Below are 25,753 nucleotides of genomic sequence, written 5' to 3' on the forward strand. Positions count from 1 at the left end.
TTCACGTAAAGCTGTTACATTAGTGAACAGAAAATTTAAGGAGGTCCATCAGATGGAACAATGGAATGGATTTAAAGGAAAAACTTGGAAAGAAGAAGTAAACGTACGCGACTTCATCCAAGAAAACTACACACCTTATGACGGAACAGATGAATTCCTAGCAGATGCTACTGAAGCAACGACGAAGCTATGGGATCAAGTCATGGAACTGAACAAGCAAGAGCGTGAAGCTGGCGGCGTATTGGATATGGATACAAAAGTCGTTTCAACGATTACTTCTCATGGACCTGGCTACTTAGACAAAAACTTAGAAACAGTTGTTGGTTTCCAAACGGAAAAACCATTTAAACGCAGCTTGCAACCATTTGGCGGCATCCGCATGTCAGAACAAGCAGCAGAATCTTACGGCTATGAAATCGATGCGGAAGTTTCTCACATTTTCCGCGACTACCGTAAAACACATAACCAAGGGGTATTTGATGCCTATACACCTGAAATCAGAGCAGCTCGTCGTTCTGGTGTAATCACAGGTCTTCCTGATGCATACGGCCGTGGCCGGATCATTGGTGACTACCGTCGTGTTGCATTATACGGAGTGGATTTCTTGATCAAAGAAAAACAACAAGACCTATTGTATTGCGGAAACGGAACCATGTCTGAAGACATTATCCGCCAACGTGAAGAATTAAGTGAACAAATTCGCGCTTTAAGCGAATTGAAAGAATTAGGAAACATTTACGGATTTGATATTTCTAAACCAGCTCAAACGGCGAAAGAAGCATTCCAATGGTTATATCTTGGTTACTTAGCAGCCATCAAAGAGCAAAATGGTGCGGCAATGTCATTGGGACGTACGTCAACTTTCCTTGATATTTATGTTGAACGCGATTTAAAAAATGGCGTGATCACTGAAGAAGAAGCACAAGAAATCGTTGACCATTTTGTCATGAAACTACGTCTTGTGAAATTTGCTCGGACGCCTGATTACAACGCATTGTTCTCTGGTGACCCAACTTGGGTAACTGAGTCAATCGCTGGTATGGGTGAAGATGGACGCCACATGGTAACAAAAAACAGCTTCCGTTTCTTACACACGCTAGCAAACTTAGGTCCAGCACCAGAACCAAACTTGACTGTTTTATGGTCAACACGTTTGCCTCATAACTTCAAAACATTCTGTGCGAAAATGTCGATCCAAACATCAGCGATTCAATATGAAAACGATGATGTGATGCGTGGACATTGGGGCGATGATTACGGAATCGCTTGTTGTGTATCCGCAATGCGCATCGGGAAACAAATGCAATTCTTTGGTGCTCGTGCCAACTTAGCGAAAACATTGTTGTATGCAATCAACGGTGGGGTCGATGAAAAATCAAAAGCACAAGTTGGACCAAAATTCCAACCAATTACTTCTGAATACTTGGATTACAACGAAGTAATGGAAAAATATGACACAATGATGGACTGGATTTGTGATCTGTATGTGAACACATTGAACATCATTCATTACATGCATGACAAATATTCTTATGAACGCATTGAAATGGCGCTCCAAGATACAGATATTCTACGTACGATGGCTACTGGTATCGCTGGTTTCTCTGTTGCAGTTGATTCATTATCAGCGATTAAATATGCCAAAGTTCGTACGATTCGTGATGAAAACGGCATTGTTGAAGATTACGAAATCGAAGGCGATTATCCTAAATACGGAAACAATGATGACCGTGTAGATGATATCGCAGTCAACTTGTTGAAAGCTTTCATGAAGAAAGTAAAACGCACAAAAACATATCGTGATGCAAAACATACAACTTCGATCCTTACAATCACTTCTAATGTGGTTTATGGGAAGAAAACAGGGAACACGCCTGATGGACGTCGTGCAGGTGCACCATTTGCTCCAGGTGCAAACCCAATGCATGGCCGCGATACGCATGGTGCATTAGCAAGTCTTTCGTCAGTTGCGAAATTACCATATGATTACTCATTAGATGGTATTTCAAACACCTTCTCAATCGTACCTAAAGCATTAGGTCGTGACGATGAGACACAACAAGAAAACCTAGCAACAATGCTAGATGGCTATGCAGCAAAAGGTGGTCACCACTTAAATATCAACGTATTTAACCGTGATACATTACTTGATGCGCAAGCTCACCCAGAAAAATACCCACAATTAACGATTCGGGTTTCTGGTTATGCGGTTAATTTCATTAAATTAACCAAAGAACAACAAGATGATGTCATTGCTCGTACAATGCACGAAGCAATGTAATAAGCAACAACTTCAGGCGGCGGACGGGAAAATCCGCCGCCTCTTGTTTTGAGAGTATCAGACGGAGCATGGTTATCCGTCGTTTCGAAGAAAGGAAGAGCATTATGGCAGTAACAGGACAAGTACATTCAACAGAAAGTTTTGGATCAGTAGATGGACCAGGTATCCGTTTTATTGTATTCATGCAAGGATGCCGCATGCGTTGCCAGTTTTGTCATAATCCAGATACTTGGAAGATTGGCACGGGTATCGAACGAACGACCGATGACGTCTTAGAAGAGGCGTTGAAATATCGCGAATTCTGGGGACAAAAAGGTGGGATCACCGTTAGTGGTGGGGAACCGTTACTTCAAATGGACTTTCTGATCGATCTGTTTCGCAAAGCCAAAGCAGAAGGGGTCAGCACAACACTGGACACTTGCGGAAAACCATTTACACGAGAAGAGCCTTTTTTCAGTAAGTTTCAAGAGTTGATGACTGTGACTGATTTGCTGTTGTTTGATATCAAACATATCGATAACAAAGCCCATAAAGAGCTGACCACCCAATCCAATGATAATATTTTGGATATGGCAAATTATCTTTCAGAGATCAATCAGCCCGTCTGGATTCGTCATGTGCTGGTTCCTTTTAGAAGCGATTATGATGACTTCTTGATCCGTTTGGATGAATTTATCAAGACGTTGAAGAATGTCGATAAAGTTGAGATCTTACCTTATCACACGATGGGGAAATACAAGTGGGATGAGCTAGGCTTGAAATATCCCCTTGAAGGGATCGAACCACCAACCGAAGATCGGGTGAAAAATGCCAAACGTTTGCTCCATGTAGATGACTATAAAGGCTACTTAACCCGTTGATCAAAACAGGAAAGAAGAGATTGCTATTGCTTCTTTCCTGTTTTTTTACTATGATTAGAAAGTGAATATCAATTGAAATAGGAGCGATGAAGAAATGTCGAAAATATTAGTATTCGGTCACCAAAATCCTGATACCGACGCTATTGGTGCAGCGATTGCCTTTGCAAACTTACAAAATCAACTTGGGAAAGACTGTGAAGCGGTGGCGCTAGGTACACCGAATGAAGAAACACAATTTGCACTAGACACCTTTAGCCTGGCTGCTCCTCGTGTAATCGATTCAGTAACTAAGGAAACACAAGAAGTAATGCTGGTGGATCACAATGAGTTTCAGCAAAGTGCGGCAGATATTGCGGATGTTACAGTGTTGGCAGTGGTTGATCATCACCGTATTGCTAACTTTGAGACAGCCAATCCGTTGTATTATCGTGCAGAACCTGTTGGTTGTACCAGTACGATCGTATTGAAGTTATACAAAGAAAATCAAGTGGAAATTCCAAAAGCGATCGCAGGAATCATGCTTTCAGCGATCATCTCCGATACATTGTTGTTCAAATCGCCAACATGTACCGATGAAGATGTAGCGGCAGCAAAAGAATTAGCGGTTTTAGCAGGTGTTGAACTGGAAGCATACGGATTGGATATGTTGAAAGCCGGCACAAATCTTGGAACGAAATCAGCCGCAGAATTGCTGGATCTTGATGCAAAAAGCTTCCCAATGGGCGGGAAAAACATCCGTATCGGACAAGTCAATACAGTCGACCTAAAAGAGGTCTTTGACCGTCAAGCAGAATTGGAAGCTGCCATGAAAGAATCAATGTCAGCAAATGGCTATGATTTGTTCTTGCTTGTTGCTACTGATATCTTAGACAGTAATTCTGAGCTATTAGTTGTTGGTGAACCAATTGCCCCAGTAGAAGCAGCGTTTGAAACGACATTAACGAACCATCGTGCCTTTTTACCTGGCGTTGTTTCTCGTAAAAAACAAATCGTTCCTCAATTAACAGCGGTTTTCGAAGGATAATTAGGATAAATGTCAGAGTGCTGGTGAGATCTGTTTTGGTAGATCAAGCCAGCATTTTTCATGATTTTTTTAATAAGGAGTACACACAGTGAAATTTTTTTATAGTCCCCATTATCGTTCGTTGCAACCGATCCTGGCATCTTCTGAATTCCATGATTTGGTTCATGTGCTTTTAAGCTGTCAGGAACCGCCGACACTACGAGAGCTAAAAGCGAAGTTTCCAGAGGTGTCATTTGATAAAACCCTTGACCGTCTGATCGCATCAGCTTTGATCATCCGCCAAAATCGACGCTATTTTTTAGGTTTTCCTGTTTATACTGAAGAAGATCAAAAGCAGCTGCAAGAAAGTGACGGTTTTTATCAAGATGCCCTTGATTGGTCAACACAAGAAATCGCTGGTTTTCTCAAAAACTTTGCGACATTAAGTAATGAAAATAAATACTTCTATGGTTGTTTGCAGGAGGTGGAGCAGGGGATTGTTTATTCCTTGGCCCATGAAAGTTTTCAGATGATCTCATACGCAGAAGCGCCATGGCCACCAACGCTGCCGGCTTTTTTTGAAGCAAATCGCCAGCTGCAAAATCTATCGGTTTATGACGAACTAATGGATTTGATCGGTGATGTCGATCCGGTCTATTACTTAGATCAAGTAAGTGTCATCTTTGAACGTATCCGTAAAAACAAAAAAGTGCGTCCGAGTATTTTTCTAGAATCGCTTCAACAGTTGAAAATCGTTAGTTCCGAGCTAGATTTCTTGCTGGAAGAAATAAATTGTGATAATCTAAAAAACGGCCGTTATCCATCTGCTGAAAAGGATATTTTCTTGCAACGATCAGTGCTCGCTCACTTAGCGAAAAAAGCAGGTTCATACAACACGTTTTTTTTCAATGATAATTGAGATTTCTAATAATTATGTTATTTGTTTTAAATTTTCTGAATATTACAAAGCTGTTAGATGTTATTCTAATAGCTTTTTTTCTTGTTCACTAAAATGATAATTTGATGAATAAAAATTAAAATATAACGATCGTTTTGTTTGGAGGTTTGATTTCTTGATGATATGATGATTTTAGAACGTTGAAAGGGGATATAAAAATGGAAGGATATAAAACGGTTGATTTTGAACAGTTGGAACGGAATAAAACGAAAGCAGAAATGATTACATTCGTATCAATGTCAGAGATAGAAGCGGCACGGCAAGCAATTACAAATGCGGGGATCGATGAAACGCGTTTTTCTGATGGAGATCTCATTCTCGCATTAAAGCAAAAGGAACGATTTGGGGCAAATACGATCGTTTCAGTGGTTATTGATTGGCTAGTGAATCAAAACTATTTAGTGAATCCCGCGAATGCCCTTCGTTATTTGGCGAAAAAAATGGCAGATGGTCCATTAACGAGTTATAAATTATTGAGTGAGGGAGAGTTTGACTGTGATGGCAATTATTACTTAATTGGTCACGCAGACAAGTCCTTGGCAGTAAATAAAGCCTATAAAGTTTACACCGATGGGCAAGTAAAAGAGCTTTGGCAAGCAAAATAATTGAAGGTGATTTCGGCTCTAGCGAAGAAGGGAAACGGCTGTAGAAGCAGTTGTTTTCGTAAAAGGATCGAAGATTGAAGGTTGTGAAGGACGCGTGAAACTAAACATTCGAATCAGCTTAGCTGGCAGTCATCTTTTGATTGGTGCATTCAGTTTGATCGGTGCATTGCTGACGCTTTATAAAGTACCAACTAGTTTTGGTACGATCCAAGTCATGTTAGGTGAAATTTATTATACCGATACGGTATTTGACCGATTTACTCAGCTTTTCTTATTGGGGATTATTAGTCTTTATACCGTAGTGACGAGTTTTTACGGGTTTCGATTCTGGTGTTTTTGCTCCGCCTCTTCTGCATTTGGGACACTGCTGGCATATGTTGAATTAACTGAGACACTTCCGGTGATGATTGTTTTCATCCTGGTTTTGGCAAGTTTGTTTCAGTTAAGTGTAGTCACATACTTCATTTTCCAAAAGCTAAAAAGTAGAGCTGAAACAGGTTGAACAGATACGTTCAAGCTGTTTTTTTCTGTCCTGAATAATTCGTTCGTATCATAGGGTTATTAGGTTACTAGAATTTTATTTTATGCTATGCTAACAGTAGAGATCGTTTGATTGCAAATGCTTCTCTATGAAAAAATGGGACAATGATCGATCGTTAAAGAATAAGCGATCAAGATGAGTCGAAGGAGGACTGATGAGAGAGTGGTTACCAAACAACAGGTACTGACTGCAGAAAAGGACTTTCTGAGCGGTGAAAATTTTTATGTCCAACATTTCTTAGGAGCCCATCAAGCGGATGACGGCTATGTGTTTCGTGTTTGGGCACCAAACGCTCAACAAGTTTGGCTGGTTGGTGATTTCAACCAATGGACAGACACTTTGCCAATGAATAAAAGGGCAGAATCTGGGGTCTGGGAGATTGAGACCAACCAAGTAAAAGAAGGACAGCTTTACAAATACAAAGTCAAACAAGCAAATGGACGAGAAGTATTGAAGATTGATCCTTTTGCTGTCCATTTCGAAGCTCGACCAGGAACTGCTGCCGTGTTGCATTCGATCCCACAAAAAAAATGGCGGGACGGACTATGGCAAGGCCGCAAAAAAAGACAGAAAACATTTAATCGACCTCTAAATATTTATGAAGTTCATGCCAGCTCGTGGAAGCACCACGAAGACGGCACCCCTTATCGCTTCTCTGAATTAAAAGATGAACTTATTCCTTATGTGAAAAAAATGGGTTATACCCATATTGAATTTATGCCTTTGATGGAACATCCATTAGGTACCTCGTGGGGCTATCAGCTGACAGGTTATTTTGCGCTCAGTTCCTATTATGGGACACCAGAAGAATTTCAAGACTTTGTAGAGGCATGCCATTTAGAAAATATTGGTGTCTTTGTTGATTGGGTACCAGGACATTTTTGTGTCAATGATGACAGCTTAGCTTATTATGACGGCACGCCGACATTTGAATACATGGATGAAAACCGTGCCAAAAATGTTCGCTGGGGTGCGATCAACTTTGATCTCGGCAAACCACAAGTCCAAAGCTTTCTGATCTCAAGTGCCTTGTTCTGGATCGAATTTTACCACATTGATGGTATTCGGGTAGATGCCGTTTCCAACATGATCTATCGCGATTATGATGAAGGTCCATGGGAACCAAATCACGAAGGGGGCAATCGCAACTTTGAAGGCTATTACTTTTTACAGAAGCTTAATTCTGTTATCAAGTTAGCCCATCCAGCAGTGGTCATGATTGCAGAAGAAAGTACGTCTGAAACCAAAATAACAGGAATGGTCGAAGAAGGCGCGTTAGGATTTGATTATAAATGGAATATGGGCTGGATGAACGATGTCCTGCGTTTTTATGAAATGGACCCGATTTTCCGTAAAGATCATTTAAATCTGCTTTCTTTCTCTTTCATGTATCGGATGCAAGAAAATTATATCTTGCCACTTTCTCATGATGAAGTCGTTCATGGTAAAAAAAGTTTGATGCATAAAATGTGGGGGGACCGCTACAAACAGTTTTCACAACTACGAAATCTCTATACGTACATGATGATGCATCCAGGGAAAAAATTGTTATTCATGGGTAGTGAATGGGGACAGTTTTTAGAATGGAAATATGATCATGGGCTTGAATGGGTCGATTTAAACGACACATTAAATGCAAAAATGCAGTTCTTCACCCAGACCTTGAATGAACTATACAAAGAAGAACGAGCCCTTTGGGAATTGGATGATCAAGAAGATTCATTGATGGTGATCGATGCAGACAACTTAGATGAAACGACATTGACTTTCTTACGACAAGGAAAAACGAAAAAAGATTTCTTGATCGTTGTTGTCAATCTGACACCAGTGGAGCGTCACGATTTTGCGATCGGCGTGCCATACGAAGGAACGTATCGAGAGATTTTAAACACTGAACGGGATGTATTTGGTGGAACTTGGGTGGCTAATAACCAAGACTGCCAGACCAGTAATGCCCCTTTTAAACAATACGACTATCAAATCAAAACAATTTTGCCTGCACTTGGGGCTTTGATTATCAAACCAGAAAAAATCAAAATGACTCGTAAAAAAGCAGTAAAGAAAGCATAAAAAAAGAGTAGAGGGGGAACGGTGAGTAGATCACCAAACAAAATGAAAACAGAAATGTTAGCAATGATCCTCGCAGGAGGACAAGGGACTCGTTTAGGGAAACTAACAAAAAATATTGCCAAGCCAGCAGTTCCGTTTGGCGGCAGGTATCGGATCATCGATTTCACGTTGAGTAATTGTGTCAATTCTGGAATCAAAAATGTGGGTGTAGTCACGCAGTACCAACCTTTAGCACTGAACAACCATATCGGCAATGGCGCCAGTTGGGGATTGGATGGAATCAGTACCGGTGTGACGATTTTACAGCCATATTCAAATTCAGAAGGCGAAAAATGGTTTGAGGGAACTGCCCATGCCATCTATCAAAACATCGCCTATATCGATGAGATGGACCCGCAATATGTCTTGATTTTGTCCGGCGACCATATCTACAAAATGGATTACGAAGAAATGCTGGAAAAACACAAAGAAAATGATGCTTCATTGACGGTTGCAGTTCTCGAAGTTCCGATGAAAGATGCTTCTCGTTTCGGGATCATGAATACTGATAAAAATGACCGCATCATCGAATTTGATGAAAAACCAGCCGAACCAAAAAGCAATCTTGCTTCGATGGGGATCTATATATTTGATTGGAGTCGTCTACGCAGTATGCTATTGAGTAACTACACAAAAGACGGCGAAATGGTCGATTTTGGGAAACATGTGATTCCTTCTTATCTAGAAAGCGGCGACAACGTTTTTGCCTATCGCTTCTCTGGCTATTGGAAAGACGTAGGAACGATCGATTCATTGTGGGAAGCCAACATGGAATTTATTGATCCAGCTATGGAGTTGAATATCCGGGATAAAAGCTGGCAAGTGTTCTCCAAAAACCCAATCGCACCACCGCACTTTGTAACTGAAACCGGTGCTGCTAAAAATTCGCTTGTGATGGACGGCTGCTATGTTGCTGGGGAGATCGAGCACAGTATTTTATCAGAGAACGTGCAAGTGAAAGAAGGCTCGACTATCAAAGATAGCGTGATCATGCCTGGAGCGGTGATTGGCAGAAATGTCAAATTAAATCGAGTGATCGTTGGGGAAAATGCAGTGATTGGTGACGACGCAGAGATCGATGGAACAGACGAAATTGCCGTAGTCGGCTATTCTGAAATTTTAGGGGTGACGATTGATGAGAACTAATAAAATGTGTGCAATTTTAGGGAACCTACAGCGATACCAAGACTTGATGCCATTAACGGAGAATCGTCCGCTGTCGACCTTGTTGTTTGACTGCAAATATCGCTTGCTGGATTTCAATCTTTCAAGTATTGAAAATGCCAACATCAAACAAGTCTACATGATTTTCAATGAAGGAGAGACCCAGTCAGTTTTTGATCATATCGGTGGTGGAAAAGAGTGGAACTTGGACGGTGTTCAAAACCGGTTCTTTATCCACTTATTCCAAGACTCATTGAAAAAGCAAGCCGAAGGGCAAGAGTACTACTATAACGTCATTGACTATTTGGAAAAATCAAAATCAGATCACACTGTATTTATGGGCAGCAAAATCTTATGCAACATCGATTTGCGTGCTTTGCTGAAAATTCATCAACTACAAGGCAATGAAATGACTGTGGTGTATAAACGCATCGGCAGTGACAATGTTTCTGAAAGTGACTTGTTGTTTAATGTTGACAGTGAAGGACACTTAGAAGAAGCGATCCAAGCGAAAAAAGGGGAAGTTGGCTCCCTAGTCAACTTGTGTACGGATATTTTTATCATTCAAACGGATCGTCTGATCGCGGCTCTTAAAGAAGGGCAAAAAGTTGGCGCAACGGCAGATCTCGGTCAATTTTTACGAGAGATGATCTCTGTGGAGAACACTGGCCTATATGAGTACACTGGTTACTTAAGTAACATTTATGATATCTCTTCTTATTATCAAACAAATATGGACATGCTAGATGTGCATAAATTCACCTCATTGCTTTATTCGAATCAAAAAATCTATACCAAATTGAAGAATGAAGTACCAACCTATTATTCGGAAACGTCTGAGGTGAAAAATAGCCACTTTGCTTCTGGTTGCATCGTTGAAGGCTCTGTCGAGCAGTCACTGGTTGCTCGCCGTACGAAAATCCATCCTGAGGCAAAAGTCAAAGGCGCGATCATTTTCGGAAATAACGAAATCAAAGCAGGTGCCGAAGTTTCTTATGCGATCTTAGATAAAAATGTAACCATCGCAGAAGGTGTAAAAGTGCAGGGAACCAAAGAAACCCCGATTGTCATTAAGAAGAATTCTCATGTGACAGAAGATGTAATCGGAGGAGCAAGCGCATGAAGGTTTTGTTTACAGCAGCAGAGTGCGCTCCGTTTTTTAAAACAGGCGGGTTAGGGGATGTTGCAGGTGCATTGCCAAAAGAGTTGGTCAAAAAAGGCGTCGAGACAGTTGGCGTCTTACCTTATTTCACGAAAATGCCTGCCGAATACCAAGACCAAATGGAAGATTGTTTTTCCTTTGAAGTGGCGGTCGGCTGGCGCAAGCAATATTGTGGAATCAAAAAATTAGTTCTAGGCGCTGTGACTTATTATTTCATAGACAATCTTTACTATTTTGGTCGCGAACGGCTCTATGATTTTTATGATGATGGGGAACGCTTTGCTTTCTTCCAATTAGCCGTGATCGAAATGATGGAACGCATTGAATTTATTCCAGACATCGTACATGTCAATGATTACCATACGGCGATGATTCCGTTCTTGATCAAAGAAAAATATCATTGGATCCAAGCGTATCAAAACATACGCACCGTTTTGACGATCCATAACATTGGGTTTCAAGGGTGGTATAGTCGCGATATTTTACCGGATCTTTTTGGGATGGGTACGGAAAGATATGATGATGGAACCTTGCGTTTAAACGATTGCTTGAACTTTATGAAAGCAGGAATCTTGTATGCGGACCGCATCACGACCGTCAGTCCTTCCTATAGTGAAGAAATCAAAACAGCTGAGTTTGGTTGTGGTCTTGAAGTCATTTTACGCATGGAAAGTGGCAAGCTAAGCGGTATCTTGAATGGAATTGATTATGAAATGAATGATCCAGAAACCGATCCTCATTTGGACTATCCTTTCAGTGTCGAGGATTTATCAGGAAAAGCTAAAAACAAGCGAGCGCTACAAGAACAGTTTGGCTTGCCAACTCGTAAAGAGGTTCCGCTGATTTCCGTTGTTAGTCGTTTGACCACTCAAAAGGGGTTCCATTTAGTTCTTGAAGAAATGGAAAACCTCTTGCAGTTTGATGTTCAGTTCATCTTACTAGGGACTGGCGAACATGATTTTGAAGAAGGCTTTCGCTACTTTGCGCAGAAATATCCTGACAAATGTGCTGCCGCGATTTCTTTTGATATTGCACTGGCGCAAAAGTTATACGCAGCAGCGGATCTCTTCTTGATGCCTTCGGCTTTTGAACCATGTGGACTATCGCAGATGATCGCGATGCGTTATGGTACATTACCGATCGTTCATGAAATCGGTGGCTTGAAAGATACGGTGGATTCCTATAATCCGATCACGAAACAAGGAACCGGCTTTGGCTTCCAAGAGTTTTCACCTTTTTACTTGATGAATGCCTTAAAACAGGGGATTGAATTATATGAATCGGATCCGACAACATGGACGGCATTAGTCAAGCAAGCAATGCAAAAAGATTTTAGCTGGAATCAAAGCTCAGATCTTTATGTTGAGTTGTATAATAATATCAAAGTTTGATTGTTTTAAGACAGAAGAATCCTTGTCTGCAACAGAACGGCTAGTTGTATGACTAGCCATTCTGGCGGCAAGAATTCTTCTTTTTTATAAACGGTTAGCATAAAGGAGTGTAACCCTATGACAAAAGAACGATTGCGTGATCTGTTAGAAACCAACGTGCACGAACTGTTTGCGATAGAGATCGATGAAGCATCACCGCAGGAATTGTTTCAGGCGCTAGCCAATGTCGTGAAGCAAATGTATTCAGAAGACTGGCGTCAGACCAGAAAAAATCTCTTGTTGGAGGATCAGAAACAAGCGTATTATTTTTCAATCGAATTTTTACCCGGCAAAATGTTAAAGAGTAATCTGTTAAATATGCAGCTGTTGGAGCAAGCGGAAGCCGTTTTTGAAGAGTTAGGGGTTTCACTTGACGATGTTGCAGAGACGGAAAAAGACATGGCTTTAGGCAACGGGGGACTCGGTCGCTTAGCGTCTTGTTTTATGGATTCATTGGCTTCTTTAGGTTTGCCGGGAAATGGCAATGGGATCCGCTATCGCTACGGATTATTTAAACAAAAATTTATTGACGGTCATCAAGTAGAGTTGCCCGATGACTGGTTGCGTTCGGGGAATGTTTGGGAAGTCCGCAAAGAAAGCAAGGCGGTGCCTATTCGTTTCGGGGGCCATGTCTATCTCGTTACCGGAGAGGACGGGAAATTAGCCCCAGTTTATGAAGGTGGCTTTACCTGGCGGGCGGTTCCTTATGATACAGCAATGGTTGGCTACCAAAATCACCATCTCAATACCTTGCGTTTATGGAGTGTTGAGGTTCCTGCCGAAGATGAGGCGCACTACGCGACACTAGAATCGCGGCAAGCATTGGAAAATCTGACAGCGGTCTTGTATCCCGATGATTCCAATGAGACAGGCAAACGGACCCGGCTGATGCAAGAATACTTTTTTGTGTCTGCAGGGATCCAAAGTATCGTCCGTTATTATAAAAAATTGAATTTACCTTTGGCCATGATGAGTGAACGAGTAGCGATCCACATCAATGATACGCACCCAGCCCTTTGCGTCCCAGAACTGATGCGCATTTTAGTTGATGAAGAAGGTCTTGCTTGGGAACAAGCGTGGTCGATCACCGTGAAAGTCATGAGTTATACGAACCATACGATCATGGCGGAAGCCTTAGAAAAATGGCCCGTGCGCATGATTGAAGAAGTTTTGCCGAGAATGGATCAGATCATCAAAGAAATTGATCGCCGTTTTGTGGAAACGATGCAAGGGGTCCATCCGCAAGCCTTACTGGAACGGACGCGAATCATTATTGATGATCAAGTCCATATGGCACATCTCGCGATCATCGGCAGCCACAGTGTCAATGGCGTAGCCAAGCTCCATTCTGATTTACTAAAATCAGTGGTACTCCATGACTTTTATCTTATTTATCCTGCCCGTTTCAACAATAAGACCAACGGCATCGCGCAACGGCGTTGGCTTCAGCTAGCCAATCAACCGTTAGCCAAAGTATTGGATCAGTCCATCGGTACAAGCTGGCGCAATGATCCATTAGACCTGCAACTACTCAAAAACTATTATGAGGACGAAACTGTTCTCCAACAAATTGCCGACGCAAAAATGAGTAACAAGCGTGCACTGGCACAGTACATTCAAAAAGCAACGGGCATCACAGTAGATCCGACGGCAATATTTGATGTGCAGATCAAGCGTCTGCATGCATACAAACGACAATTACTAAATCTTATGCATATTCTAAAGCTCTACTTTGAGGTCAAAGACGATCCAACTGCTGCGTTTCATCCAAGAGTCTTTCTCTTTGGTGCCAAAGCCGCACCAAGTTATCACTACGCAAAATCGATCATTAAAGTCATCAATGAAGTGGCGAATCTGATCAATCATGATGAAACCATCAATGATAAAATCAAGGTTGTTTTTTTAGAAAATTACAACGTTTCTTTAGCAGAAAAAATTATCCCAGCAGCGGATGTCAGTGAACAAATATCATTGGCCTCCAAAGAAGCTTCAGGGACAAGTAATATGAAGTTGATGCTAAATGGGGCAGTAACGATCGCCACTTTAGATGGTGCCAATATTGAGATTCGAGATGCAATCGGTGATGAAAACATCGCGATCTTTGGGCTAACCGAAGAAGAAGTGTATCAGTATTACGCCCAGCGTAATTATTCTGCCTATGCATATTATGAGTCAGATCCACTACTACAACGTGTAGTCAATGCCTTTATTGACGGGACAATCCCCAATATCCAAGTAGAAGGCCGCGAGATTTTTGATTCACTTTTGAAATACAATGATGAGTACTTTTTATTAAGAGATTTCCACGCCTATTGTGATGCACAGCATCGGGTGGATATTGCTTATCAAGATACTCATCGCTGGCAAAAAATCAGTTTAATGAATATTGCGAATGCTGGGAAGTTTTCGGCGGATGAAACGGTGCGAAATTATGCAGCAGATATTTGGCAGATCGATCCATTATTTGCCCATATCAAAGAACCAAATGCGGCAAGCTTGACGGAGTCAGTGCCTCCAAGGGGAGACAATTGAAGCGACTTCGGTTGAAATGGCGCAGTCTTTCGTGAAATTCTCTTTTATTTGTGGTATGATGAAAAAAATGCATGTAAGAGGATGAGTACAGTGGCAAATTATTTAGATGTGAAACGAAAACACTTCCGTTTTCCTGCTTATGATGATACAGACGGTGTGAAGCTTCAATCCGAGCATCGCCCCGCATTCAGTAAAGCAGATGATTGGATTTTAACCGAAATCAAAGATCCCGTGAGTCATTCTCACAAGGAAGAAAATCAATCTTTGCAGCGTAAAGTGCATTCCAGCCAACGCGATCGAGGGCACAATGTTCGTCAAAAAGAAGAGCTTGCCAATCACCGTGCCAACTTGCCTCAGTACGGAAAACGTCCGGTGAAAGAGCAGATGCCGACAGGAAAAACCAATTTTTTTGGCAAAGAAGCGAACCATTCTTCTTATCAAGTGACTAGTAAGAAGGAAAAAGCTGAGGTTCCTGTTTCTTCAAAAAAAGAATATTCGGGACGCTCTTACTTCGTGCCTAAATATATTCCTGCATCAATTATTCCTGATGAGCAAAAACCTGAAATTACGCCGAACGATTTGATGGATGCAATGGCAAAAAAACAAGAAAGTTATTTGTTATTTGACACTGAACCAGCAGCTTATCAAGTCAAAGAAGAAAGCGATCCAACCGTCAAAAAATTCAATCGCCACCCCTCTGTTGGGATGACACGCAGCGAGTTTCGCGCCAACAATAAAAAAAATGGTGAGAAAAAACGGTCCGTTTTAGATCGATCATTAAAAGGAATGATTGAAGACGATCAACAAGAAGAATCTTCAAATGGCTATTTTCGTTCTAAATAGTAGAGACAGTTACTCTTAATAGAAGTAGTCCTTTGAGCATAACGATGAATGATTTCAGCTAGATGGCGAACATCTAGCTGTTTTTTTTGTGTGCTGAAACTGCCGATTTCACAAAATACTTAGTCGAATTACATTTTTCACCGACTGAGGAATATTCTGATTTTACTAAGCAATAGCGTGGGCTATAGAATAAAGTGAAACGATCAAAACCATCGTTATTTATAATGTTTGTTATTTTAATTGGCGATTTCTTTTGTCATTTAAAATCGATGGCAGGATTGTGGTTTTCTGATCAGCCGTAATTGAAAAAAGGAAGCAAGCGTCCTGATGGTTATAGCTGCTCTTTGGGAAGGACTGATCCATGATCGATTTCAAGGGAAAGATACGCTGAAAGGTGGGGCATCAACAAATGAACAAAAAAAAGAGAATGGTATATTTCACCATCATTATTGGCTTACTTGGAGGACTCTACTTTTTTTCAACCATGAGTGTGTTTTCTTCAAACATTTTCTTTGCTGCACAGCTGGAGGAAGAAACGGTTGCGAGTGACCCATTCGAACCGATACGAGAGAAAGAGGCTGAGGGAAAAGTTGCCATTTATTTTGATGAATCAACGAAAGCCGGGACTGTAGGAGACATGTTACTAGTTGCGTTTCATACGGGCCGTCCCATTAGTGAAATAGCGATCCGGTTGCCGCAATCTGCGGTTTTTGTTGAAGAGGAGTTGCCAAAGGGAGTCAAAATTACGTCAACCACTGAAGAGAATGGTTGGAAACTAACGACTGATATCCCTAGAAGTGATTTTTTGGTTCCATTGGTAGTTGATACAGCAGGGGCGTTTCCATTTGAAGTAGCAGAATCAATGATAATACTTGAAATAAAGGAAGCACGGGAGACAAACCCTACGTATACACAAGAGGATGCGCTAACCGATTCGAGTGACTCCACTGATCAATTGGATCAATTGGATCAATTGGATCAAGAGGATCAAGAAGATCAACTAGCAGAAGAGAAGGAAATAGAAAGCCAGCTTCCTGAGGCATCAGCATCTGATCCTGGCAATCTTTATCTTTTAGGCGACGATGTAAAAAAAAGAGGAGTTGCTAATTGGATCGAATTTATGGCTGCAATGGTCGATCCGACGGTCAATTATATTTATTTGACAGCCAGTTTTCAAACGAACGATAATCCTCGTTTAGGCATTACGGGAATTGACGGCTGGAGCAGCAGCGTCAATCCTAATGGCGGATTAGCCTATGTTTATATCAATGCCAGGGAAGTCTCAAGAACGTTAATCATCGATGGCCTCGACAAATATCAGATGGATCTTAGAGCCGTAGCGATCTGTTTCCGCGATTCCAGTGTCAATCCAGATTCTCCATGGGACATTACTTTGCAAAATTTGGAACTCTACCATGGAAACTTTTGGGGGGCAATTGAATACCATGATTTGAATATGTCAAATCAGCAGCGTTCAATCATTCGGTACCACAATCTCAACCATACGGGCAATCAGTTGTTTTACGGGTTGCACTCTCGAGCCAGCTTTTCTGGACATTCTGTTTCACACCAAACGCCTAGATATACATCAGACTTCAATGCTTCTTGGATGATTCACACAAATACTCAGGCGAATTTTGAAATCAACCAAATAGAGCTTCGTGAGGGAGCAAACGTCGAAATGTCGACGATCAGCTCAGGAAATCTTGATTTTTATAATACAAATGCGCGTCTCGTATTAGGGGATAATGCCCGACTATCATTAAATGCCAACGGTTCAGCTGGTGAAGCAGGCGGTGCTAATATTCGCTTTGTCGCTGGCAATGGACGCATTGAGTTAGGAAAAGGCGCGGAATTGACACTAAATACACAAAACAACAGCCCAGCAGTCATCACATCAGGCACGCCCCATGATATTCGATTAATGGAAAAAAGTCGCTTGTCGGTTGCTGCTGCAAACCGAACGTTGTACAGTCATATTTTCTGGTTAAGTGCCAATACGCATATCACCTTAGAAGACAGCAGCACCTTAGAGGTTGAAGCAACAAATCAAAATACAACCGCAAATATCTTCCACTTCTCTGGCACGACTGGCAATCTCAACGTAGGCAAAGATGCTACCTTAGATATTCGTTCGGACAGCCCACAAGCTGTCCAACGGCTACTTTTCTTTACCGGTGCCAACAATCCCGCAAGATTGACGATCGACGATGCCAAGCGTGTCAATTTGCAAAGAACCCGCGCCATAACGACCACCACAAATGGTCTAATTGAAGGGGGAGGAATCACTGCAAAGAATCAGGCGATTCGCCAGTGGCGGCATGGAAATACAGGAGAGACAGTTGATTTTCAGTGGCAACCGATTCTGTCCATGACTGCGGCGATTTCAGGAACCAATACCAATGTGACCAATGTATCTTCGCTAAATGAGGAAACAAGTCGAGGGTTTGCCTCGCAGTTTGCTTCTCGTTCACAACGTCTATTATTTGAGAGAATCCCAGACATCACGGTGACCATCGATCCTTTGACAGAAGATAGAACCTTACCTAATGCCTATACGATTTCGGGAACCGCCAATCCTGGTAGCTACCTTCGATTCCAAAGAGAGGGACTGATGCCAGAACCGACGCTTGAAACGCCAGTCGATAGTGCTGGCAATAGCACGTATTTTCACACCCAAGCGGATGAAAACGGGCATTATTTACTTGATCTATCTGATTTAGAACCTTTCCAGTATTTTACTCAAGGTGAGGTGGTCACCGCTCAGGCATTTCTTGATGGCAAATGGGCAGAAGCATCAACCACTGTGGAACCCATTGGTGACGTAGACCCAAAAGATCCCCTTGATCCTGATCAACCGATTCTACCTGAAAATCCACCCTTGATACCAGAAAATCGCGGGTTTATCAGTATAGACTTTGTTTCACAATTCGATTTTGGTACAGTACCGATTCGCTCGTCGACAAGCCGCTATCCGGCGCGTCCGCAACGAATTTCTTTAGTGGATGATCATGAATCAACCGAACGACCAAACTACATTCAGGTTTCCGATCGTCGATTTCTCCCAAATGGCTGGACCTTGAGTGCCCGATTATCAGAGGAAGGGTTCGTTAGCACGGAAGCGTTTAAGCACCACTTAAAAGGAGCGAGTGTGCATTTGACGAATATTGAAATGGTTACCTCTAGAGAAAATCCCTCTGAAGCACCAGACTACGTTGATGCAATCGAGCTGGGACCGCAGAACCAAGTGATTGCACGTGCCAATGAAAAGCAAGGGGCGGGAACTTGGATTCAACGCTATGGAAACGAGGATACCATGCAAAAAAGTGTCGAGCTGGAAATCCCTATTGGCGCGAGGCCACAAGCAACAAGTTATCAAGGAACCATCCATTGGGAGCTGAGTTTCGTACCTGGTGCTGACGAATAACCCCTTGGAAAACAAGTAAGCATGTTCTGCAATCGTGAATATGATCGAACACTGTAAAAGTTGCTCAGACAAAAAGAAGTCCAGTTGCCATTGGACTTCTTTTTTGTCTGAAACAGACGAGCGGTGGTTTAAACTGCTTTTCCCACTTTGGTGGATATGCTTTTCGATCAATAGAAGAGAGTGAAACCACAGGCAATGGACCAATGAGCAAAATCATGACATGGTAGTGATCAATGAAATCACTTAAGCACTATATCTTCCCCAGTATAAATTTTATTTAGCTATTTTAGTAATTAAATCCTGCTCAAATATTTTAATTTTCTCTTGCCTTTTGATATGCTAAGAACAAGGGGGAATCAAAGATGGAGGTTGATCTACAAATGCTGGCGATGATTTTCTTTATCAATCTCGCCTATGTTACATTGAACACACTGCGATTTTTATTGACAATGAAAGGGTATCGCGTGATTGCCCCATTAGTGAGTATGATCGAAATCACGATCTATATTTTAGGCTTATCTATGGTATTGGATCGTTTGGATAACCCGCTGAATCTCTTATTCTATGCATTAGGTTATGCTGCAGGAGTCAGTATTGGTATCAAAATCGAAGATAAGCTGGCTCTGGGCTATACAATGGTCACAGTGATCCTACCTAGTAATACGGATGAGGAAAAAAGTTTGCCTAAGATCTTACGACAAGAAGGCTACGGAGTTACACAAAGTTATGGAGAAGGCTTAGAAGGGCCACGACTGATTTTAGAGATTCTTTCCCAAAGAAAAAGTGAGAAAAAGCTCTATCAAACCATCAAAGCGGTGGAAGAACGAGCGTTTATCATCAGCTATGAACCCAAGTATATCTCAGGTGGATTTTGGACCAAAAAAATCAGTCGCCGAGAAGCAAAGTTGAAAAAACAAGCACCTGTTGATTGAAGAAACTCAGTCAGCCGTGATTCATTTGAGAAGAATAGCAGAGTAAAAGACAGGGAATTTATTGATGAGAGGAAGCGTAAGGTGTGGAAAAGAAAGCAAATGGTATGATGGCGGTCATCGCTGCCCTGATCTCAAATATTTTGGTGGCTATTAGTAAGTTTGTCGGTTATGCACTAAGTGGCAGTGCAGCCATGTTGAATGAAAGCATTCATAGTGTCGTGGATTGTAGCAATCAAATCTTTTTATTGATCGGGGATAAACGGGCAACAAAGGGCCAAAGTGAACTGCATCAGTTTGGAGAAGGTCGGGCGAAATATTTTTTTAGCACGATCGTTGCGATGATGCTCTTCTTTGGTGGGGGCGCACTCGGTGTGATGGAAGCGGTAGAAAAGCTGCTGCATCCTGCCCATGAAGTTGGTAACGCTTGGTTGGTGATCGCTATTTTGATTTTCGGGATGATCGTTGAAGGAAGTTCGTTGTGGATCGCGATCAAGGAGATCCGCGAACTGAATGTGGAACGTCAACCAATCTATCGTTTTTTGAAAGAAAGTCGGCATAGTGAGATTCTGATCATTTTCACAGAAGACTTTTGTGCAATGATCGGCCTAATGATCGCACTATTTGGTACGATTTTAACCATGATTACGGGTAACGCATTTTTTGATGCCTTCAGTGGTTTATTGATTGGTCTTTTATTGATGGTAGCAGCCATTTTCTTAGCCCGCGAATTTTACAGTCTACTGATTGGCGAAAGTGTCACAAAACGGGATCTAGCAGTGATCAAAAGAGCATTTGAACGGCCAGATGTTGATCGCTTGATTGATGTTAAAACGGTGCATTTAGGACCATCAGAAATTTTGATTGCGGCAAAAGTTGATATTGCCTCGAAACAAGAAGAGGTCGGCTATGAGATCATTAATGAGATTGAAGCCGAGATTCGACACCAGATGGCAGATAAAAAAGTCTATATTTATATTGAGACAGATGAGTATGACCCTCACTATATGGAGAAACGCCGTAAACTTGTGCGACCTTCCCACTGATTTAGCTAGAATAAAGCAGCTTTTTTTGATACAATAGACAAGGATTATCACATAGTGAAGGAGATTTCAAAATTATGATCAATGCAAGTGACTTAAGAGCTGGAATGACATTCGTTCAAGACGGCAAACTTATCAAAGTATTAGATGCTAGCCATCACAAACCAGGTAAGGGAAATACGGTTATGCGTATGAAATTACGGGACGTTCGGACTGGTTCGACTTATGATACAACCTTCCGTCCAGAAGAAAAATTTGAAAAAGCGCATATTGATACGAAAGCTGTACAATATCTATACACAATGGATGATACAGCATTCTTCATGGATCTGGAAACGTATGAACAATATGAAATTCCAGTTGAAGTGGTAGAAGAAGAAATGAAATTTATTCTTGAAAACATGGAAGTAAAAATCCAATTCTTCGGCAGCGAAGTAATCGGCGTTCAACTACCATCAAGCGTAATCTTAAAGGTTGTTGAAACACAGCCGTCGATCAAAGGGGCGACTGTGACTGGTTCAGGCAAGCCAGCAACGATGGAAACTGGCTTAGTTGTCAATGTTCCTGACTTTGTTGAAGAAGGCGAAATGCTAGAAATCAATACAGCTGAAGGTACCTACTTAAAACGTGCGAAATAAGAAAAAAACCGCGACTTGTTCGCGGTTTTTTCTTTTGCTCTGGAGGAGGGATCAAAAGTGAATCATTTCCCGTCTGCCAATGATTTTTGTAAGGGATAAATACTATAGGGTTTACTGATAAAGTAGGCGACGGAGCAGACGATCACAAACAAGGGCAGATTTTCAAAGCCAAAGACTTCCCCACCGATAAAGATCGGTGCAAATAAAGTGCTAGTAGCACTGCCAAAGACACTGGCATAGCCTAGGGCTGCCACCAGTTCGATAGGCAGTCCGAAGAGCGGTGCCAGCACGACGCCCAAAGAGGCGCCGATCGCAAACAAAGGGGTGACTTCTCCGCCCAAAAAACCAATACTGATAGTCAGTACAGTTAACACCATCTTAAGCAGCCAGTCATAAGAATAGATTGGTTGATTCGTGAAACTAGCGCTGATCAAATTCGTTCCTAAACCTGAATAACGACCATGATACAAAAGGACAAAAAGTAAGACTAGCACGAGTGAACCGATGCCAATGCGCCAGAGAGGATGAGGAAAGCGTCGTTTCATGATCCGTTTCATCGTTTCTAATAATCCCGCAAAGCTGCCACCAACAATACCAAATATTAAGCCAATCAAAAGTAATTTCAGAAAAACAGCCAAAGTCAAATCGGGGGACGGTGACAAAGCAAAACTAAATTTTTCTAATCCTAACAATTGAGAAGTCGTACTAGCGGTGAAAGCAGCCAGCAAAGTTGGTAAGAGTGCATGATGACTGAATTTACCGATGACAAGTACCTCCAGTGCGAAGAACGTCGCAGCGATCGGGGTTTCAAATAAACCAGCAAATCCCGCAGCCATCCCAATCATGATCAGGGTGCTGGCGTACTTTTCTAGTCGCAGCCATTTTCCTAAGCGATTGGCGATGGTGGCACCTAACTGAACCGCAACCCCTTCTCTGCCAGCGCTTCCTCCAAATAAATGCGTCAGCCAGGTTCCCACCATTACAAAAGGAATCAAGCGCAACGGAATGTCTTTTTCTTCTTCATGTCCGACTAAAAACACTAAATTCATTCCCTGAGGACTTCGGTCACCGTACTTTTGGAACAGGTAAGTAAAACAAATGCCGATAATGGGTAAAAAGAGAATCAAGGGCAAAAAATGACTATCACGAAAGGCGCTTAAGGAAAGTAGGATCTTCCCAAAGAAGGTATCGACGGCTCCAGCGAATACGCCAATAACCAGACTGACCACACCTAAAGCAGTCAGTTCCCAATTAGTTGTTTTTTGTTTCATCATTTCTATCACGATCCTTTAAAAAGAATATAGGAACAATGCTCCTGCAAATACGACGACCTAGTGAAAATAAAAAAATGACTGCTACACACTAAAAAAAGTGGTAGAAGTCATTAGCAAAATTGCGGTTTCAGTAAGAACTGAGGGAGACATTCATTCCCGATTAGCATTAATATTATCTGATAAAACCCTCCTTTTGTCAATGGATGTTTGTTGTGAAAAGCAATTCATCTAACACTTATCTTTTCTACATAGTTATGGTAAAATTAATCTCATAAGAACTTATATGGGAATTGAGCGCCTTGAGGATAATTGGCATGAAAAGGGATGAAAGGACGATCCTTCTACTGTTTGACCAAAGGTAAGACAGTGAGTAGTGAGGAATCGAAGAGGAATAAAAAATGGTTGCATTTATGACGAGCGAAAAATGGCTGCAAAGTGAGCGTTTTTATTATGTGATCCTACCAATTCTCATGGTAGTTGGTCTGATTGCGTTATTAGGGTTCCTGATGGTTCTGCTTTATCGAGAAAACCGCAACCCAAAAGTGACGCTATTGCTTGGCGGCATAGTCGTTACGTGTCTATTAGGTTTTTTTATTGGGGATCAAGTGTATGGTGAATTCAAAACGTATAATGCGCTGATCACACCGAATATCCGAGATCGCGAAAAGATGTTTCTAGGCTATAAATATTACGAATCTGATACTACAGCAATTTATCAGCGCATCCAAAGCAATGAAGCGATTGAAACTTTAGGAATCTATCAAGCAATACCGGTGGAACGGGAGATTGAATTTCTTGGTTCTGCTCATAACTCCGTATATTTTAAAATGGGCGCCCAGGTTTACTATGCTCGCTATCAACCGACTTTTGTGGATGAGGAAACAACTGCTAAACTGCAGGGGGTTCAATACCATTTGACTGATCCTTCCTTTGAAACAATTGGTTTCTATTCCGAAACCAACAACTATTTAACGGCAATTACGATTCCAAAGTCCCAAGAAACCCTCGAATATCAATCCGTTGATTCTGTGATCCCGAAAGAATTTGGGAAAAGTCAAACCCAATGGGCGTTACCGAATAGGAATGAATAACGATAAAAAAACTACCTAAGTCACGAAAGAAAGCTCCCTCAAGAAGGAAACTTCCGTGCGCAGGTAGTTTTTTGCATGCTTGGTCAGAGAACATTGCTTTTCCTATGACTGATCAGGTAGTCCTCTTTCTTTTTGCGAGGCAATTTTTTGAAGGCGGCTTCTGCTTGAGTGGCTTTACTGCGAGTGGAAAAGCTTTCCGCATGGATCATTTGCAAGGGTCTGCGACTAGCGGGACGGGTATATTTTGCCCCGATCCCTTTGTTATGCTCTAATAAGCGGCGACTCAAATCGGTAGTATAGCCGCCGTAAAAGGATTGGTCGTTGCAACGTAAGACATAAAAGTAATGGTTGTCAGCAGCCATAGAGCATCGCCTTCACTTCTGGACTATAAGAGCCCGTTTCATCATAGGTAATGAGAGGAGAATCAATTTTAAACCCTTCCGCCTTACCATCCTTGATTCCTTCAATCAATAAAATATTGGCCTCTTTGCCTACTTTCGGATAGACGAAGCGGACTCGTTTTGGCGCGATTCGATGGGTGCGCATATTGTCCAAAATATCGAGAAAGCGATCCGGGCGATGAACCATCGCAAACCTTCCATTCATTTTTAACGCTTTACTGGCGGTTTGGATCACTTCATCTAAATTTGTGGTGATCTCGTGCCGGGCGATCGCTAAATAGGGATTCGGGTTTTTGATCGCCGTCGGTATATTTTTAAAATAAGGCGGATTGCAGACCAAAAGATCGACGGAATCAGGTTTGATTTTTTGAAAGAGATTCTTCAAATCCATAGGATAGACCGTCAGCTGTTCTTGCAAGTCATTTAATTCGATACTGCGCTGCGCCATATCCGCTAAGCGTTCCTGCAATTCGACCTGATAAATATGAGCAGTCGTTTTTCTGCTGATAAATAAACCGACTGCGCCATTCCCTGCACAAAGGTCAACGATCACACCTCTTTTTGGTACTCTAGCGTAATTGGCTAATAAGACAGCATCTAATGAAAAAGAAAAAACTTCGGAACTCTGAATAATCTTGATGTCATCGGCATACAATTGGTCAATGCGTTCGTTCGGTTGCAACATGAAGCATACTCCTGTTCTAAATTCATTTCAATGTATTATACTACGATTAAGAATAATGGGAAACGCTAAAAAAGGCTTGTCATTTAAACCGTTTTTTTGCATACTTGAATAGGAGAGAAATAGAAAGGAAAATGAGTATGTTTTTTCGCTTTATGCGCGGTGTGGTTCGCGTAGTATTATTTTTGATCAACGGCAATGCTCGTTATCAAAACAAAGAGGTTTTACCTAAAAATGAAAACTATATTTTAGTGGCTCCTCACCGAACCTGGTGGGATCCATTGTACCTAGCAGTGGCTGCTCGGCCAAAGAAATTCAGTTTTATGGCGAAAGAAGAGCTGTTCAAAAACCCGATTTTACGGTTCATTTTGATTCATGCCAATGCTTTTCCAGTCAAACGGGACAAACCAGGACCGAGCGCGGTAAAGACGCCAGTCAAAATCTTGAAGGAAACCGATCTTAGCTTGATCATGTTCCCAAGTGGTACGAGACATGCAACGGCCTTAAAAGGTGGCATGGCGTTGATCGCGAAAATGGCCAAAGTCAAGATCGTTCCCTCTGTTTATCAAGGACCGCTGACATTAAAGGATTTATTTAAACGCAAGCGAGTGACTGTCCGTTTTGGGGAGCCAATCGATATCAGTGACATCAAAAAGATGGACAAAGAGGGCTTGGCGGAAGTGGAACGGCGCATCCAAGGTGCATTTGACACACTGGATCAAGCGATCGATCCGTCATTTGTTTATCAAATCGATGAGTCCAAAAGAGAAGATTAATACC

General features: G+C 41.8%; 21 protein-coding genes and 1 riboswitch. Of the genes, 18 read left to right on the plus strand and 3 right to left on the minus strand.

What is annotated here, in order from left to right; all coding sequences use genetic code 11:
• The first annotated feature begins 52 nt into the window (after positions 1-52).
• The 16 genes from pflB (at position 53) to efp (ending at position 21,525) form a co-directional block, all read left to right on the plus strand.
• Positions 53-2,281, plus strand: coding sequence for a formate C-acetyltransferase (gene pflB / locus IGK63_RS05840; protein WP_008379680.1), 2,229 nt, complete (start codon positions 53-55; stop codon positions 2,279-2,281).
• 104 nt (positions 2,282-2,385) lie between these two features.
• Positions 2,386-3,141 (plus strand): pyruvate formate-lyase-activating protein, encoded by a 756-nt coding sequence (pflA, locus tag IGK63_RS05845; RefSeq protein WP_008379682.1) that lies wholly within the window; start codon positions 2,386-2,388, stop codon positions 3,139-3,141.
• Between the two features lie 94 nt (positions 3,142-3,235).
• Positions 3,236-4,165, plus strand: a complete 930-nt coding sequence (locus IGK63_RS05850; protein ID WP_008379685.1) for a manganese-dependent inorganic pyrophosphatase — start codon at positions 3,236-3,238, stop codon at positions 4,163-4,165.
• Positions 4,166-4,253: 88 nt separating this feature from the next.
• Positions 4,254-5,063: a DUF1803 domain-containing protein gene (locus tag IGK63_RS05855; protein WP_034872210.1), complete on the plus strand. Its 810-nt coding sequence runs from the start codon at positions 4,254-4,256 to the stop codon at positions 5,061-5,063.
• Between the two features lie 197 nt (positions 5,064-5,260).
• Entirely contained in the window at positions 5,261-5,707 is a 447-nt protein-coding gene (locus IGK63_RS05860) for a hypothetical protein (RefSeq protein ID WP_005236794.1), read from the plus strand.
• Positions 5,708-5,801: 94 nt separating this feature from the next.
• Positions 5,802-6,209, plus strand: coding sequence for a hypothetical protein (locus IGK63_RS05865; RefSeq protein WP_008379690.1), 408 nt, complete (start codon positions 5,802-5,804; stop codon positions 6,207-6,209).
• 174 nt (positions 6,210-6,383) lie between these two features.
• Positions 6,384-8,318 (plus strand): 1,4-alpha-glucan branching protein GlgB, encoded by a 1,935-nt coding sequence (glgB, locus tag IGK63_RS05870; protein ID WP_016613231.1) that lies wholly within the window; start codon positions 6,384-6,386, stop codon positions 8,316-8,318.
• A 42-nt stretch (positions 8,319-8,360) separates the two neighbouring features.
• On the plus strand, positions 8,361-9,503 hold the full coding sequence (locus IGK63_RS05875) for a glucose-1-phosphate adenylyltransferase (RefSeq protein ID WP_016613232.1): 1,143 nt from the start codon (positions 8,361-8,363) through the stop codon (positions 9,501-9,503).
• The gene (glgD, locus tag IGK63_RS05880; RefSeq protein ID WP_016613233.1) at positions 9,493-10,644 is read left to right on the plus strand and encodes a glucose-1-phosphate adenylyltransferase subunit GlgD; all 1,152 of its coding nucleotides are present in this window, start codon (positions 9,493-9,495) and stop codon (positions 10,642-10,644) included. The genes IGK63_RS05875 and glgD overlap by 11 nt, the downstream gene beginning before the upstream one ends.
• The gene (gene glgA, locus IGK63_RS05885; RefSeq protein WP_429972460.1) at positions 10,641-12,074 is read left to right on the plus strand and encodes a glycogen synthase GlgA; all 1,434 of its coding nucleotides are present in this window, start codon (positions 10,641-10,643) and stop codon (positions 12,072-12,074) included. Before glgD ends, glgA begins: the two co-directional genes overlap by 4 nt.
• A 117-nt stretch (positions 12,075-12,191) precedes the next feature.
• Positions 12,192-14,645 (plus strand): glycogen/starch/alpha-glucan phosphorylase, encoded by a 2,454-nt coding sequence (locus tag IGK63_RS05890; protein ID WP_016613235.1) that lies wholly within the window; start codon positions 12,192-12,194, stop codon positions 14,643-14,645.
• 81 nt (positions 14,646-14,726) lie between these two features.
• Entirely contained in the window at positions 14,727-15,488 is a 762-nt protein-coding gene (locus IGK63_RS05895; protein WP_016613236.1) for a hypothetical protein, read from the plus strand.
• 409 nt (positions 15,489-15,897) lie between these two features.
• Positions 15,898-18,915: a WxL domain-containing protein gene (locus IGK63_RS05900; protein ID WP_422708681.1), complete on the plus strand. Its 3,018-nt coding sequence runs from the start codon at positions 15,898-15,900 to the stop codon at positions 18,913-18,915.
• Positions 18,916-19,277: 362 nt separating this feature from the next.
• The gene (locus tag IGK63_RS05905) at positions 19,278-19,847 is read left to right on the plus strand and encodes a DUF2179 domain-containing protein (protein WP_005236782.1); all 570 of its coding nucleotides are present in this window, start codon (positions 19,278-19,280) and stop codon (positions 19,845-19,847) included.
• A gap of 104 nt (positions 19,848-19,951) precedes the next feature.
• Positions 19,952-20,890 carry a cation diffusion facilitator family transporter gene (locus IGK63_RS05910; RefSeq protein ID WP_034872243.1) on the plus strand — a complete coding sequence of 313 codons (939 nt, stop codon included), beginning with the start codon at positions 19,952-19,954 and terminating at the stop codon, positions 20,888-20,890.
• 74 nt (positions 20,891-20,964) lie between these two features.
• Positions 20,965-21,525 carry an elongation factor P gene (gene efp, locus IGK63_RS05915; protein ID WP_005229668.1) on the plus strand — a complete coding sequence of 187 codons (561 nt, stop codon included), beginning with the start codon at positions 20,965-20,967 and terminating at the stop codon, positions 21,523-21,525.
• A gap of 62 nt (positions 21,526-21,587) precedes the next feature.
• On the opposite strand, the gene IGK63_RS05920 is transcribed toward efp, so the two are convergent.
• On the minus strand, positions 21,588-22,799 hold the full coding sequence (locus IGK63_RS05920) for a chloride channel protein (protein WP_086299712.1): 1,212 nt from the start codon (positions 22,797-22,799) through the stop codon (positions 21,588-21,590).
• A gap of 94 nt (positions 22,800-22,893) precedes the next feature.
• Positions 22,894-22,966, minus strand: a riboswitch (Fluoride riboswitch).
• Positions 22,967-23,197: 231 nt separating this feature from the next.
• Between IGK63_RS05920 and IGK63_RS05925 the strand changes: the two genes are divergently transcribed.
• Positions 23,198-23,890: a hypothetical protein gene (locus IGK63_RS05925; RefSeq protein ID WP_008379712.1), complete on the plus strand. Its 693-nt coding sequence runs from the start codon at positions 23,198-23,200 to the stop codon at positions 23,888-23,890.
• Between the two features lie 83 nt (positions 23,891-23,973).
• On the opposite strand, the gene IGK63_RS05930 is transcribed toward IGK63_RS05925, so the two are convergent.
• The gene (locus IGK63_RS05930) at positions 23,974-24,252 is read right to left on the minus strand and encodes a GIY-YIG nuclease family protein (RefSeq protein ID WP_005236776.1); all 279 of its coding nucleotides are present in this window, start codon (positions 24,250-24,252) and stop codon (positions 23,974-23,976) included.
• On the minus strand, positions 24,242-24,976 hold the full coding sequence (locus IGK63_RS05935) for a tRNA1(Val) (adenine(37)-N6)-methyltransferase (protein ID WP_016613240.1): 735 nt from the start codon (positions 24,974-24,976) through the stop codon (positions 24,242-24,244). The genes IGK63_RS05930 and IGK63_RS05935 overlap by 11 nt, the downstream gene beginning before the upstream one ends.
• Before the next feature lie 137 nt (positions 24,977-25,113).
• Between IGK63_RS05935 and IGK63_RS05940 the strand changes: the two genes are divergently transcribed.
• Positions 25,114-25,749, plus strand: coding sequence for a lysophospholipid acyltransferase family protein (locus tag IGK63_RS05940; protein ID WP_005229679.1), 636 nt, complete (start codon positions 25,114-25,116; stop codon positions 25,747-25,749).
• Positions 25,750-25,753: the final 4 nt, after the last annotated feature.

It is taken from the genome of Enterococcus sp. AZ040, from assembly GCF_050499185.1.
Taxonomy (GTDB): Bacteria; Bacillota; Bacilli; order Lactobacillales; family Enterococcaceae; genus Enterococcus_D; species Enterococcus_D entomosocium.